Source organism: Sphingobium sp. HDIP04, assembly GCF_000445085.1.
Classification (GTDB): domain Bacteria; phylum Pseudomonadota; class Alphaproteobacteria; order Sphingomonadales; family Sphingomonadaceae; genus Sphingobium; species Sphingobium indicum.
In genome coordinates, this window is record NZ_ATDO01000088.1 from 1 (window position 1) to 13,400 (window position 13,400).

Here is a 13,400-nt window from a genome sequence, read left to right on the forward strand (position 1 = left end):
GCGTTTCAGGCTCGGCTTCGGGCGCGGGATCGGGAGCCGCCACCGGAGCCGGAGCGGCCTGCGGCGCGGGCTTGGTCGCGGCGGCGGTCGGCACGGCGACGGCCGGACGGCTGGCGAAGCTGAACGGCTGGGTCAGCGGCGCGGCATTGGCGGCGGCATCGCTGTCGATGCCGGTGGCGACCACGGAGACGCGGATCTTGCCGTTCAGATTGTCGTTGAACGCCGAACCCCAGATGATGTTCGCGTCGGGATCGACCAGTTCGCGGATATGGTTGGCGGCCTCGTCCACTTCCATCAGGCGCATGTCGTCGCCGCCGACGATGGAGACGATCACGCCCTTCGCGCCGCGCATCGACACGCCGTCCAGCAGCGGATTGGCGATCGCCTTTTCAGCGGCCTGCAGCGCGCGGCCGTCGCCCTCGGCTTCGCCGGTGCCCATCATCGCCTTGCCCATCTCGCCCATCACCGAACGAACGTCCGCGAAGTCGAGGTTGATGAGGCCCGGCATGACCATCAGGTCGGTGATGCCGCGCACGCCCTGCTGCAACACCTCGTCCGCCATCTGGAAGGCTTCCTTGAAGGTGGTGTTGGGGTTGGCGATCAGAAACAGGTTCTGGTTCGGGATGACGATCAGGGTGTCGACATGCTTCTGCAGTTCCTCGATGCCCGCCTCCGCCGACTTCATGCGGCGATTGCCCTCGAAGGTGAAGGGCTTGGTCACCACGCCGACCGTCAGGATGCCGCGATCGCGCGCCGCCTTGGCGATGACGGGCGCGGCGCCGGTGCCGGTGCCGCCGCCCATGCCGGCGGCGATGAAGCACATATGCGCGCCGTCCAGCGCCTGCTCGACCGAGGCGATGGTCTCTTCCGCCGCCGCCTTGCCGATTTCGGGGCGGGAGCCGGCGCCCAGCCCTTCGGTGATCTGCGGACCAAGCTGGATGCGCCGTTCGGCGGGCGACGCGTTCAGCGCCTGCGCGTCGGTGTTGGCGACGATGAAATCCACGCCCTCGACGGAGGCGGCGATCATGTTCGCAATGGCGTTGCCGCCCGCGCCGCCGACGCCGATCACCGCGATGCGTGGCTTCAACTCGTCCACATGCGGCGGGCTGATTTCAATGCTCATAAACTTTAGCTCCCTCCAGCTTCGGTGACGTGAGCGAAACTGTCATCGAAGGTTAATGCAACAGATAATGGCGTATTTCACCAGTAAAATTCGTCTGACCTGTGTTTTATTTCAATAGTTCGTCTTCATCGCCTTCACCATTCTCTGCCACCATGCTGGCGCGCCGATACGATGAACGGTCTGGGGAGCGGGCGCTATCGTTCTAAGGTCAACCGGGTTCGAAGCGCCGTAAAGCGCAAGTCCGGCCAGCGTCGCGAAGGCCGGGCCGCTATGCGCCTCCGGCATGGCGGCAAGACCTCTCGGCCGCCCGATCCGCACCGCGCGGCCCAGCGCGCCCTGCGCATAGTCGGCAATGCCCTTCATTTCCGCGCCGCCGCCGGTCAGCACGACCTGCCGCCCGGTGGGGGTGTTGAAGCCCATGCCGGCCAGCGCGGCGTTCACCTCCACCATGATCTGGTTGAGCCGCTCGCAGATCACCGCCACCAAAGCAGCGCGGGTGATCTTGCCGCCGTCGGCATTGGGACCGGCGCTCTGTCCCGGAATGGCGACGTCGCCATGGGGGGCGGCGATCTCTATCATGTCGCGGAAATCGCGACGGTTCTGCATGGCGGACCCATAGAAGCATTTGATCCGCTCCGCCTGGCTGCGGCGGATGCCGAAGGCGGAGGCGATGTCGTCCGTGATGTCGGACGCGCCGATGGGAATGCTGTGCAGCCCGACCAGCATGCCGCCCGCATAGAGCGAGACATTGGTGACGCCAGCGCCCAGTTCGACCAGCGCGACACCCAGGTCGCGCTCCTCCTCCGACAGGCAGGCGAGGCCGGTGGCGATGGGAGAGGCCACGATGGAGTTGACGTTGAGATAGGCCCCGCGCACGCAAAGGTCGAGATTGGCGAGCGGCGCCCCGTCGGCCAGCACGACATGGATGTCGACGCCCAGCAGGTCCGCATGCATGCCGAGCGGCTTCTTCACCGGCACCCGGCCGTTGATGGTGAAGCAGGTCGGCTGCGCGTGCAGAACCACGCGACCGTCGGGATCGATCCCCTGCTGGCCGGTGGTCAGCAGGTCGTCGATGTCCGCCTGTTCGACGCGATAGCCGCCCATGTCGCGCTCGACCGTGACGACGTCGCTGACCAGCGAGCCGCCGGAGAAGCTGACCCACACATCCTCTATATTGGTGCCCGCGACGCGTTCCGCCTGCTCCACGGTTTCCCGGACGGCGAGTTCGGTCCGCTCCATGTCCGCGATGAAGCCGCGCCGCACGCCCCGGCTTTCGCGCTGGCCCGTGCCCAGGATCGCCAGTTCGCCATTTTCGGTGCGACCCGCGATCAGCGCGGACACCTTCCACGATCCGATGTCGATCGCGGTGACGAACTTATCGACCTTGGGCTGGGCCATGGGGGTTCAGCCTTCCTCGCCCTTGGCAGGCGCTTCGGCGCTCGCGGCTGGCTCGTCGCCGGACGACCCGCTTCCCTGGCCCTGCGGCAGGCGCAGCACGAAACGGTCGGGATCGCGCATGTCGAACTTGACGATGCCCCGGCCCAGCAGGCGGTTCACCCCGTCCATCCGCGCGAAATTGACCAGCGCGGTGGCGGACGGCCTGTCGCCTTCGGGCAGGGAAAGCGTCTCGCCCGACTGAAAGCGCAAGTCCCAGCGCCGGTTCCCGACCCAGGTGGCGCCCGCCAGCATGGGTTTGAGCGCGGGCGCATTTTCCATCAGCTTGTTGAGGCCGGCGGTCTGGAGATTGGCGTTGGGACCGACCACCAAAGGCAAGTCCGGCATCGCCCCGGCGGACACGGATTGCAGCACAACGCCAGTCACGTCGATCAGGTGAAGCTGGCCGTCATGCTGCCACACCGCGACCGGATCGCGCTCGACGATGTCGACCACCAGCGTATCGGGCAGGCGGCGGGAAATGCGCGCATCCTTGACCCAGCCCAGCTTCAGCATGTCGGCGCGCACCTTGGGCAGGTCGAGCGAGAGCATGGACCGGCTCACCTGGCCCAGGGCGATATTGTAGATGGGCAGTTCATCCATCCGCTCGACGCCGCGTACCTCGACCTTCTCGACTTCGAAACCGGCCTGGGCGGCAAGTTCGGACGCCTTCTGCCCCGCCATGGCGGGAACGCCCATCAGCATGGCGATGCCGACCAGAGCCGCCAGCACGATGCCGACGATGGTCCAGCTCGCCATGCGCTGGAGCGTCTCCTCGCTGACCGGCAGCAGGTCGATCAGGCCGTCGATCCAGCTTCGCTGCCTGGCCGAACGCCCTCGTCCCCCGCTGCGGCCGCGCGCGCCGGTCGTGCGCGTCAGCCGCGCCGTTCCGCCACGCCGGATGCGTGCTTCAGCCATGCTTCGCCCCCCCATTGGCTGCAATTCGGGCGCCGTTCAGCGCGTCCTCGACTATACGCTCCACCAGTTCGGCATAGTCAATGCCCAGCCTGGCCGCTTGTTCGGGGACCAGGCTGAGCGGCGTCATGCCCGGCTGAGTGTTCACTTCCAGCAGGAACAGCCCCTCGATGCCCTGCTCGTCATCCCAACGGAAATCGGAGCGCGAAGCGCCCTTGCACCCCAGCAACTGGTGCGCGCGCAGCGCGATGGCCTTGCAGGCTTCGCCGATCTCCGGCGGAATATCGGCGGGGCAGACATGCTCGGTCATGCCATCGGTATATTTGGCGTCGAAATCGTAGAAGCCGCTTTTGGGACGCAATTCCGTCACCAGCAGCGCTTCGTCGCCGAGCACGGCGGTGGTCAGTTCCCGCCCGCGAATATAGGGTTCGGCCAACAGTTCCTCGAAATGCAGCCACGGCCCCTCGACATCGCGGCCGATGGGCGAACCGTAATTGCCCCCCTCCGTCACGATGGCGACGCCGACCGAACTGCCCTCATTGACCGGCTTCACCACATAGGGACGCGGCAGCGGATCGCCCTCGAACAGGCTTTCGCTGGGGACGATATGACCACCGGGCATGGGGATGCCATGGGGCACCAGCGCCTGCTTGGTGAGCTGCTTGTCGATGGCGATGACCGAAGTCGCAAGGCCGGAATGGGTGTAGGTGAGGCCCATCAGGTCCATCATGCCCTGGACCGTGCCGTCCTCTCCGGGCACGCCGTGGAGGGCGTTGAACACGACATCGGGTCGGGTTTCGGAGAGCCGCAGCGCGACGTCGCGGTCCATGTCGATGCGCGTGACCCTGTGGCCGCGCGATTCCAACGCCCTGGCGACGCCCTCGCCCGACGAGAGCGAAACCGGCCGCTCGGCGGACCAGCCGCCCATCAGGACGGCTACATGCCAGGTGCCACGGGTCATGATTTCTGTTCCTTCAAATAGTCCCCCTCCCACTTGCGGGAGGGGGACTGGACGCCCACCCGCTGAATTTCCCATTCAAGGTCGATGCCGCTCTTTGCCTTCACGCGGCGGCGGACCTCCTCGCCCAGGGCCTCGATGTCCGCGCTGGTCGCATCGCCCAGGTTGAGGAGGAAATTGGTATGCTTTTCCGAAACCTGCGCGCCGCCCAGTCGCAGGCCGCGACACCCGGCATCGTCCACCAACTGCCAGGCCTTGTGGCCGTCGGGATTCTTGAAGGTCGAACCCCCGGTCTTGCTCCGCAACGGCTGGCTTTCCTCGCGGGCGGCGGCGATGCGGTCCATCTCTGCCTGGATCGCGGCCGGTTCGCCCGGAACGCCCCGGAAGACAGCGCTCACCACCACCGCGCCTTCAGGCAGAATGCTGTGGCGGTAAGTATAGCCCAGCGCATCGAGCGGCATCGTCACCCGTTCGCCCGAACGCAGCACGACCTCGCACTCCACCAGAATATCGCAAGTCTCGCGCCCATAGGCGCCCCCGTTCATCCGCACGAAGCCACCCACCGTTCCTGGAATGGAGCGCAGGAATTCAAGCCCCGCTATGCCCGCATCCCGCGCGGTCGAGGAAACGAGGATGCCCGATGCTCCTCCCCCGCAGCGCAGGCTGGTCGCATCGACCTGCTCCACCCTGGCGAATGGCTTGCCAAGGCGGACCACCACGCCCGGAACGCCGCCGTCCCGCACGATCAGGTTGGAGCCAAGCCCCAGCGCCATCACCGGAATCGCCGGGTCAAGCCGCGCCAGAAAATCGGAAAGATCGTCCGCATCCTTCGGCTCGAACAGCCATTGCGCGACACCGCCCGCCTTGAACCAGACGAGGGGGCCAAGCGGCGCATCGGCCTTGAGCGAGCCGCGAACCGCAGGAAGGGACGTGGTCGCCAGCGTCAATCGCGCATCCCCCAGAGCCGCATCCAGCCCTTCATCGCCTTCATCCCCGCCTCGCCGGCCCTGGTCGCGGCGAGTCCCGCCTCCGCATTGCGCTGGGCCGCGTCGACCATCTGCCGCGCGGCTTCGACGCCCTGCATCTGGATGTCGATCATCCGCTTCTGCATTTCGAGGCCGACATTGAAGAGTTCGAACATCAGGCGGCTTCCTTCTCCGCAACGGCGGAGGCAAGCCCCGCCGCCCATTTGGTGATGTCGCCCGCGCCCAGGCAGATGATCATGTCGTCCGCCTGCACATCGGCGGCGATCAGGCGGGCAAGGTCGTCCGCGCCCTCGACCGTCGCGGCGTTGCGATGACCCCGGCGCTTGAGGCCCGCGACCAGTTCCGCGCTGTCCACGCCCTCGATCGGCTGCTCGCCCGCCGGATAGACCGGGGCGGCGTAGACGATGTCGGCGTCGTTGAAGGCCTGCTGGAACTCATCCATCAGGTCGCGCAGGCGGGTGAAGCGGTGCGGCTGGACCACGGCGATGACCCGGCCTTTCGCCCCTTCGCGGGCGGCGGCCAGCACCGCCTTGATCTCCACCGGATGGTGGCCGTAATCGTCGATCACGGTCGCGGTCCCGCCGCCGGCGGCGATTTCCCCGACCTTGGTGAAGCGCCGCTTCACGCCTCCGAACTTGGCGAAGCCGGTCTGGATCGTCGCGTCATCGATGCCCATCTGCAACGCCACGCCGATCGCCGCCATGGCGTTCAGTACATTGTGGCGGCCCGGCATCGGCATTTCGATGCCCTCGATCCGGCGGAGCGAACCGTCCCGCTCGCGAATCTGCACGTCGAAGCGGTTGCCGCCGGGGATCGGCTGGACATTCTCGCCGCGAATATCGGCCTGCGCCGAGAAGCCATAGGTCACGATCCGCCGGTCCTGAACGCGGGGCAGGATCGCCTGCACCTCCGGATGATCAAGGCACAGCATCGCCGCGCCGTAGAAGGGCACATTCTCGACGAATTCGACGAAGGCGTCCTTCACCTTGTCGAAGCTGCCATAATGGTCGAGATGCTCCGGATCGATATTGGTCACGACCGCCAGCGTGCCGTCCAGCCGCAGGAAGCTGCCGTCGCTCTCGTCGGCCTCCACCACCATCCACTCGCTGTTGCCGAGGCGGGCGTTGGAACCGTAGCTGTTGATGATGCCGCCGTTGATGACGGTCGGATCCACACCGCCCGCGTCCAGCAGCGCCGCGACCATGGAGGTGGTCGTGGTCTTGCCATGGGTGCCCGCGACCGCGACGGTGGATTTGAGGCGCATCAGTTCCGCCAGCATTTCGGCGCGGCGGATGACGGGCACGCGGCGTTCCAGCGCCAGATCGACTTCGGGATTGCCCTTCTTGATCGCGGTGGAGGTCACGACCACGGCCGCATCGCCCAGATTTTCGGCCTTGTGGCCGATCATTACCGGGATGCCCTTCTTGCGCAGCCCTTCCACGACATAGCCTTCGGCGACGTCGGACCCTTGGACCTTGTAGCCCAGATTGTGCATCACCTCGGCAATGCCGGACATGCCGATACCGCCAATGCCGATGAAATGGATCGTGCCGATGTCGGTGCCGACACCCTTCATGCCTGATATTCCTTGTTCCAATGTCCGTTCGCCCTGAGCGAAGTCGAAGGGCCACGCTGAGCCGCAGGCGAAGTCGCCTCGCTCCTCTCGGCAAAGGGCTTCGACAGGCTCAGCCCGAACGGGGAGAGGTTGAAGCTCTTCACGCAGGGACGCCCTGCAAATTCAGGCTGGTCGGCGTCGGGCCGACTTTCAGCGGATCGTTCATGATCGGCGCCGGCCCGATGCTTTCCAGCAGGTCCGCCATGTCGCGGGCCGCATCGGGACGGCCGCAGGCGCGGGCGCGCTTCGCCGCATTCTGGAGGGCGCCGGGTTCCAGCGCCATTTTCTGCATCTGCTTGGCAAGCTCCACCGCGGTAAAGCGCGCCTGCGGGATGGTGCGCGCTCCGCCCGCCTCCGTCATCTCGCGGGCATTGGCGGTCTGGTGGTCGTCCATCGCGCTCGGCAGCGGGATCAGGATCGCCGGCCGCCCCGCGCAGGTCAGTTCCGCCAGCGTCGACGCCCCCGCCCGCGCGATCACCAGATGCGACCAGCCCAGCTTTTCCGGCACGTCGTTGAAATAGGTCGCAAGGTCCGCCGGGATTTCCAGGTCAGCGTAGAGCCGGCGCACCCGCTCAATATCCTCCGCCCGGCATTGCTGCGTCACCTGCAACCGACGACGCAGGCTCAAGGGCAACATGCCCAGGCCATCGGGCACGACGCTGGAAAGGATCGTCGCGCCCTGGCTGCCGCCGATCACCAGAACGCGGAAGACGCTCTCATCGGTCAGCGCGGGAAATTCCTCCTCGCGAAGCTGCTTCACCTCCTCGCGCACCGGATTGCCGATCAGATGGACCTTCCCGGCATATTTGTCCTTCAGGCGCTCGACATCCGGATAGGCGGTGGCGATGGCGTCCACCCGCCCCGCCAGATAGCGGTTCACCCGGCCCAGCACCGCATTCTGCTCATGGATCGCGGTCGGAATCCCGTCGGCCAGCGCCCCCAGCAAGGCGGGCATCGCCGGATAGCCGCCGAAACCGACCACGGCGGTGGGCCGAAACGTCTCGTTCAGCCGCCGCGCCATCGCCCGGCCCGCCAGGATCGCCTTCACCGCGCCCGGCCAGCTTTTCGGATTGCTGGTCATCCGCCCGGCGGGCATGACATGGACCTGAGCCTTATCGAAAATGCCGGGAATCTTCGCGCCGCGCTCATCCGTGACCAGCGCGACATGATGCCCGCGCAGCATCAGCTCCTCAGCGACGGCATGCGCCGGAATCATATGCCCACCCGTCCCGCCCGCGGCGAGGACGAAGTGTCGGGAAATGCTCATCGACCACTCCATTTGACGACCGTGTGCCGACCCATGAAGGGATTGCGCCGCGTGAACGCGAGCAACAGGCCGACGCCGATACAAAGCGCCAGCATAGAGGAGCCGCCATAGCTGATAAAGGGCAGCGTCATGCCCTTGGACGGAAATATCTGGGCATTGACGCCCATGTTGATGATCGCCTGGAGCCCGAACTGGGTGGTCAGGCCCGCCGCCGCCAGGATGGTGAAATTATCGTCCTCGTCCAGCATGCGCAGGAACACCCGCACGACGATGGCCAGATAGACGCAGGCAATGCCGATGCAGGCGAGCAGGCCGAACTCCTCCCCGATGACGGAGAAGATATAGTCGGTATGCGCTTCGGGCAGGCGGAACTTGTTTTGCCCGCCGCCCGGCCCCACGCCCAGAAAGCCGCCATGGGTGATCGTGCGGAAGGCAAGCTCGGTCTGGTCTGGTCCGACATCCTGCGCCACGCCGATGCCCAGGAAGTCGTTGATGCGCTGACGGCCATTTTCATAGAACATGTACATCAGCACCAGCCCGCCAAGTCCCGCGCCCGCCATCGCGCCGATGAAGCGCATCGACACGCCCGACAGCAGCAGCAGGCCGCCCCAGCAGGCGAGGAAGATCACCGTCTGGCCGAAGTCGGGCTGCTTCATCAGGATCGCCGCGATCAGCAATGTCAGCACGCCGGTCAGCGGGATCACGGGCAGCGTCATGTCCTTGCCGCGCAGCGACAGCAGCCAGGCCATGGTGACGACATAGACGGGCTTCAGGAACTCCGACGGCTGGAAGCGGAAGCCCGGCAGGTCGATCCAGCGCTTCGCCCCGTTCACCACGGACCCAAGCACCGGCACCAGCAGCAGCGCCACGGCAAAGACGATGCACAGGATGAAGGCCAGCCTGCGCGCCTGCGTCCGGGGGAGCATGGAGATCACCAGCATGATCGGCAGGCCGATGAACACCCACATCAACTGGCGGTAGAAATAGATGAGCGGCGTCACCGAAACCGTGCTGGTCGACCGATCGATCGCCGCCACGGGGGAAGCCGCCGCCACGGCGACCAGCCCGATCGCCATCAGCGCGACGATCAGCGACAACAGCACGCGGTCGATTTCCCAGAACCAGATGGCCAGCGCCGTGCGCTCGCGCGGGACGGTGCGGTTCCTGAACTCCTTTACAAGGTCGCCTGCCCTCGACATGCCTCCCAAGCTCCTCCGCTTTCCTCTATTCCAACGCGGCGACGGCAGCGGCGAAGGCATCGCCCCTCGCCTCGAAATCGCGGAACTGGTCGAAACTCGCGCAGGCGGGCGACAACAGCACCACGTCCCCCGGCTGGGCCACCCGCGCCGCGCGGCGGACGGCGGCGGACAGCATTTCGGAATCGTCCACCGCCATATGCGGGCGCAGCAGTTCCGCGAACATGGGGCCAGCCTCGCCGATGGTATAGGCCTGCGCGACATGGCCGAACCAGGGCGCGCACTCGTCCAGATTGTCCGTCTTGGCAAGGCCGCCGACGATCCAGTGCAGCCGCTTGCGCCCGTCGACCGGGGGATAGGCGGCGAGGGCGGGCGCGGTCGAGGCGGCGTTGGTCGCCTTGCTGTCGTTGACGTAGAGGACGCCGTTCAACTCCCGCACCCGCTGCATCCGGTGCGGGAGGGAGGCATAGCTTTGCAGGCCCTGTTCGATGGTCGCTTCGTCGATGCCCAGCGCGCGGGCGACCGCGATGGCGACGGCGGCGTTCTGGGCGTTATGCGGGCCTTGCAATGCGGGCCAGCCGGCCTGAGCGGAGGGGTCGATGTCGCTCGACTGCACCCCCACAACCCCGCCATCCCCGCGAGGGGGGGGATCCATCTCCCCATCGTCGCGTCCAGATGCAAGGTCCGGAGATGGATTCCCGCCTCCGCGGGAATGACGGATGGAATGGAATATCCCCCGGCTCGGTTCATCTTCCGTCGCGATTACCGCGACATGGCCGGCCGACTGCATCGCAAACAGCCGCGCCTTGGACGCCACATAGCCCTCAAAGCCATTATAGCGATCCAAATGGTCCGGCGTGATGTTGAGCAGCACCGCCACGTCGCAATCGAGGCTCTGCGTCAGGTCGATCTGATAGCTCGACAGTTCCAGCACATAGACGCCGCCTTCCGGCAGCGGATCCTGCCCAAGAATGGGCAGGCCGATATTGCCGCCCATGCGCGTCGGGATGCCCGCCGTCTCGATGATATGATGGACCAGCGCGGTCGTGGTCGACTTGCCGTTGGTTCCGGTGATCCCGACCACCCGATGCTTCGGCAGGCTGGGCCGGGCGAGCGCGAACAGCTCTATGTCGCCAATGACCGGCACGCCCGCGAGCTTCGCATGCATGGCGATGGGATGCTTGTTGAGCGGCACGCCGGGCGACACCACCACGCCGTCAAAGCCCTTGAGGTCGATTTCGGTGGGATCGGCCAGTTCCGCCTTGTCCGCGACCGCCTCGCGCGCTTCCTCGCGGCTGTCCCATGCCACGACCTGCGCTCCGCTCCCCGCCAGGCATTCCACCGTGGCGAGGCCGGACCGCGCCAGGCCCAGCACCGCATATTTCCTGCCCGCGAAGACGTCGGAGACGATCCCCATGGCGCTCACCGTAGCTTCAACGTGGCGAGGCCCGCCAGCGCCAGCACGAAGGAGATGATCCAGAAGCGGATCACGACCGTGGGTTCGGCCCAGCCCAATTGTTCGAAATGATGGTGGATCGGCGCCATCTTGAATACGCGCTTGCCGGTGCGCTTGTAGAAGAAGACCTGGATGATGACGGACATCGCCTCCACCACGAACAGCCCGCCGATCACGCCCAGCACGATCTCATGATGCGCGGTGACGGCGATCACGCCGATGGTGCCGCCCAGCGCCAGGCTGCCCGTATCGCCCATGAAGACGGCGGCGGGCGGCGCGTTGAACCAGAGGAAGGCCAGCCCCGCGCCGATGATCGCCCCGCACAATATGGTGAGGTTGCCCGCCCCCGGCACATGCGGAATGCCAAGATAGCCCGCAAAGTCGGCGCGCCCCACCAGATAGACGATGGCCATGAACGCCATGCAGGCGATGATGACCGGCATCGTCGCAAGCCCGTCCAGACCGTCGGTCAGGTTCACCGCATTGCCGAACGCCACGATCACGAAAGCGGCGAACAGGAAATAGAAGGGCCCCAATTCGATGGCCGGACCATTGTAGAAGGGCACGTAAAGCGCGGTATTGCCATGCTGGCTGACGATCAGCCACGCCGCGAAACCGGCGATCAGGAACTCGAAGGCGAGGCGCATCTTGCCCGAAAGCCCCTTATGGCTGGCCTTTGTCACCTTGTCATAATCGTCGAGGAAACCGATGGCGCCGAAACCCAGCGTCACGAACAGGCAGGCCCAGACATAGATGGAGGACAGGTCCATCCACAGCAGCACCGACGACACCATGGAAGTCAGGATCATGAGGCCGCCCATGGTCGGCGTGCCGCGCTTGGCGAGGTGCGTCTGCGGGCCGTCGTCGCGGATCGGCTGCCCCTTGCCCTGCCGCACGCGCAGCCATCCGATGAAGCGCGGGCCGATCAGCAACCCGATGACCAGCGCGGTGGCGATGGCCGCCCCGGCCCGGAAGCTCAAATAGCGGATGAGGTTGAAAACACCCGCGAAATCCATGGTCTGGGCAAGCCAGTAGAGCATCAGTTCTTCGCTTCCTGTAGCGCGGCGACCAGGCGCGACAAACCGATGCCGTTCGACCCCTTCACCAGGATCGCATCGCCAGCGCGCATTTCATTTCGAATGAGATCGGTGGCCCTGGCGGCGTCAGGCACATGGTCGAAGGCCATGACGCCGCCCAGCGCCTGGGCCAGCGGGTCCATCTCCTCCCCCACCAGGACCGCATAATCCACCTGTCCCGCCGTCAGCGGCTCGACCAGCCCGGCGTGCAGTTCGCGGCTGCGGTCGCCCAACTCGCGCATCCCGCCCAGCACGGCAATGCGGCGCTCCGCCTGCTCGCGGCCCAACTGCTTGAGCGTGGCGGCCATGCTCAGCGGATTGGCGTTATAGCTTTCGTCGATCAGCAACGCCTCGCCGCCCTCGACCGGCAGGACGCTCCGCTGACCCCGGCCCGGCAGGCCGGGCATTTCCGCCAGCGCCAGCCCCGCCGCCGCCAGATCGCCGCCCAGCGCCTCGACCGTCGCCAGCACCGCCAGCGCGTTGGAAACCCAATGTTCGCCCGGCGCGCCCACGGTGAAGCACAGTTCCACCCCCGGCAGCGCCGCCGTGACCAGCGTGCCGCCGCCCGCCGCCGGCACGGTTTCGCGGGCGCGAACGTCGGCCTGCGGATCGAAGCCGAAGGTCAGGATGCGCGCCGCATGCTTCTCTGCCTTGGCATAGAGGGTCGCGACATGCGGGCTGTCATAGGGGATGACCGCCGTGCCGCCCGGCTCCAGCCCTTCGAAAATCTCGGCCTTGGCCTCGGCGATCTTCTCTTCCGTGCCGAAAAATTCGATATGGGCGGGCGCGATGGCGGTGACGATGGCGACATGGGGCCGCACCTGCCGGGTCAGCGCGGCCAGTTCGCCCGCATGGTTCATGCCCATTTCAAACACGCCAAAGGCCGATTCCCTCGGCATGCGCGACAGGCTCAGCGGCACGCCGACATGATTGTTGTAGCTCTTGACCGAGCGGTGCACCTCCCCCGGACAGACGCGGTCGAGCGCATGGAACAGCGCCTCCTTGGTGCCGGTCTTGCCGACCGATCCGGTGACGCCGACCACCTTGCCCTGCATCCGCGCGCGAGAGGCCCGGCCAAGCGCCTCCAGCGCCGCCGCGCTGTCAGGCACCAGCACATGGGGCTGGGCGATGGGCTGGCTGACGATCGCGCCCGCCGCGCCCTGGCCGAACGCCTTGTCGACGAAGCGATGGCCATCGGTCGCCTCGCCCTTCATCGCGACGAACAGGTCGCCGCCCGTCACTTCGCGGCTGTCGAACGCCACGCCAGAAACGGCGAAGGGCGCCGAAGCGACGCCCCCCGTGGCCTGCGCAATCTCTTCGGAGGTCCAGAGGTCAGTCATTCACCGCCCTCCATTCGGTTCGAGCGAAGTCGAG

Annotated in this window: 12 protein-coding genes; all 12 read right to left on the reverse strand. The window is 66.4% G+C overall.

Annotated features, from left to right (window positions below; genetic code table 11):
- On the reverse strand, positions 1 to 1,123 hold a 1,123-nt coding region (gene ftsZ / locus L286_RS36700), incomplete at its 3' end, for a cell division protein FtsZ (RefSeq protein WP_021223491.1).
- Between the two features lie 111 nt (positions 1,124 to 1,234).
- A complete protein-coding gene (gene ftsA / locus L286_RS36705) occupies positions 1,235 to 2,521 on the reverse strand; it encodes a cell division protein FtsA (protein WP_007685600.1) in 1,287 nt (428 codons plus the stop codon).
- Positions 2,522 to 2,527: 6 nt separating this feature from the next.
- Positions 2,528 to 3,475 (reverse strand): cell division protein FtsQ/DivIB, encoded by a 948-nt coding sequence (locus tag L286_RS36710; protein WP_007685597.1) that lies wholly within the window; start codon positions 3,473 to 3,475, stop codon positions 2,528 to 2,530.
- A complete protein-coding gene (locus tag L286_RS36715; protein WP_021223492.1) occupies positions 3,468 to 4,433 on the reverse strand; it encodes a D-alanine--D-alanine ligase in 966 nt (321 codons plus the stop codon). The genes L286_RS36710 and L286_RS36715 overlap by 8 nt, the downstream gene beginning before the upstream one ends.
- Positions 4,430 to 5,377 (reverse strand): UDP-N-acetylmuramate dehydrogenase, encoded by a 948-nt coding sequence (gene murB, locus L286_RS36720; protein WP_021223493.1) that lies wholly within the window; start codon positions 5,375 to 5,377, stop codon positions 4,430 to 4,432. The genes L286_RS36715 and murB overlap by 4 nt, the downstream gene beginning before the upstream one ends.
- Positions 5,374 to 5,571 carry a hypothetical protein gene (locus L286_RS36725; RefSeq protein ID WP_013040947.1) on the reverse strand — a complete coding sequence of 66 codons (198 nt, stop codon included), beginning with the start codon at positions 5,569 to 5,571 and terminating at the stop codon, positions 5,374 to 5,376. The genes murB and L286_RS36725 overlap by 4 nt, the downstream gene beginning before the upstream one ends.
- Positions 5,571 to 6,992, reverse strand: coding sequence for a UDP-N-acetylmuramate--L-alanine ligase (gene murC, locus L286_RS36730; protein WP_021223494.1), 1,422 nt, complete (start codon positions 6,990 to 6,992; stop codon positions 5,571 to 5,573). The genes L286_RS36725 and murC overlap by 1 nt, the downstream gene beginning before the upstream one ends.
- 139 nt (positions 6,993 to 7,131) lie before the next feature.
- Positions 7,132 to 8,298, reverse strand: a complete 1,167-nt coding sequence (gene murG / locus L286_RS36735; RefSeq protein WP_031293324.1) for an undecaprenyldiphospho-muramoylpentapeptide beta-N-acetylglucosaminyltransferase — start codon at positions 8,296 to 8,298, stop codon at positions 7,132 to 7,134.
- Positions 8,295 to 9,497, reverse strand: a complete 1,203-nt coding sequence (locus tag L286_RS36740) for an FtsW/RodA/SpoVE family cell cycle protein (RefSeq protein WP_007685587.1) — start codon at positions 9,495 to 9,497, stop codon at positions 8,295 to 8,297. Before L286_RS36740 ends, murG begins: the two co-directional genes overlap by 4 nt.
- A 25-nt stretch (positions 9,498 to 9,522) precedes the next feature.
- Entirely contained in the window at positions 9,523 to 10,911 is a 1,389-nt protein-coding gene (gene murD / locus L286_RS36745) for a UDP-N-acetylmuramoyl-L-alanine--D-glutamate ligase (RefSeq protein WP_021223496.1), read from the reverse strand.
- A gap of 5 nt (positions 10,912 to 10,916) precedes the next feature.
- Positions 10,917 to 11,990: a phospho-N-acetylmuramoyl-pentapeptide-transferase gene (gene mraY / locus L286_RS36750; protein ID WP_007685584.1), complete on the reverse strand. Its 1,074-nt coding sequence runs from the start codon at positions 11,988 to 11,990 to the stop codon at positions 10,917 to 10,919.
- Entirely contained in the window at positions 11,990 to 13,366 is a 1,377-nt protein-coding gene (locus tag L286_RS36755) for a UDP-N-acetylmuramoyl-tripeptide--D-alanyl-D-alanine ligase (protein ID WP_021223498.1), read from the reverse strand. The genes mraY and L286_RS36755 overlap by 1 nt, the downstream gene beginning before the upstream one ends.
- Positions 13,367 to 13,400: the final 34 nt, after the last annotated feature.

Coding starts and splice junctions, on each gene's coding strand:
- murC (WP_021223494.1), bottom strand. CDS start 6,992: ATGAAGGGTGTCGGCACCGACATCGGCACGATCCATTTCATCGGCATT.
- L286_RS36755 (WP_021223498.1), bottom strand. CDS start 13,366: ATGACTGACCTCTGGACCTCCGAAGAGATTGCGCAGGCCACGGGGGGC.
- L286_RS36725 (WP_013040947.1), bottom strand. CDS start 5,571: ATGTTCGAACTCTTCAATGTCGGCCTCGAAATGCAGAAGCGGATGATC.
- L286_RS36715 (WP_021223492.1), bottom strand. CDS start 4,433: ATGACCCGTGGCACCTGGCATGTAGCCGTCCTGATGGGCGGCTGGTCC.
- mraY (WP_007685584.1), bottom strand. CDS start 11,990: ATGCTCTACTGGCTTGCCCAGACCATGGATTTCGCGGGTGTTTTCAAC.
- L286_RS36740 (WP_007685587.1), bottom strand. CDS start 9,497: ATGTCGAGGGCAGGCGACCTTGTAAAGGAGTTCAGGAACCGCACCGTC.
- ftsA (WP_007685600.1), bottom strand. CDS start 2,521: ATGGCCCAGCCCAAGGTCGATAAGTTCGTCACCGCGATCGACATCGGA.
- murD (WP_021223496.1), bottom strand. CDS start 10,911: ATGGGGATCGTCTCCGACGTCTTCGCGGGCAGGAAATATGCGGTGCTG.
- L286_RS36710 (WP_007685597.1), bottom strand. CDS start 3,475: ATGGCTGAAGCACGCATCCGGCGTGGCGGAACGGCGCGGCTGACGCGC.
- murG (WP_031293324.1), bottom strand. CDS start 8,298: ATGAGCATTTCCCGACACTTCGTCCTCGCCGCGGGCGGGACGGGTGGG.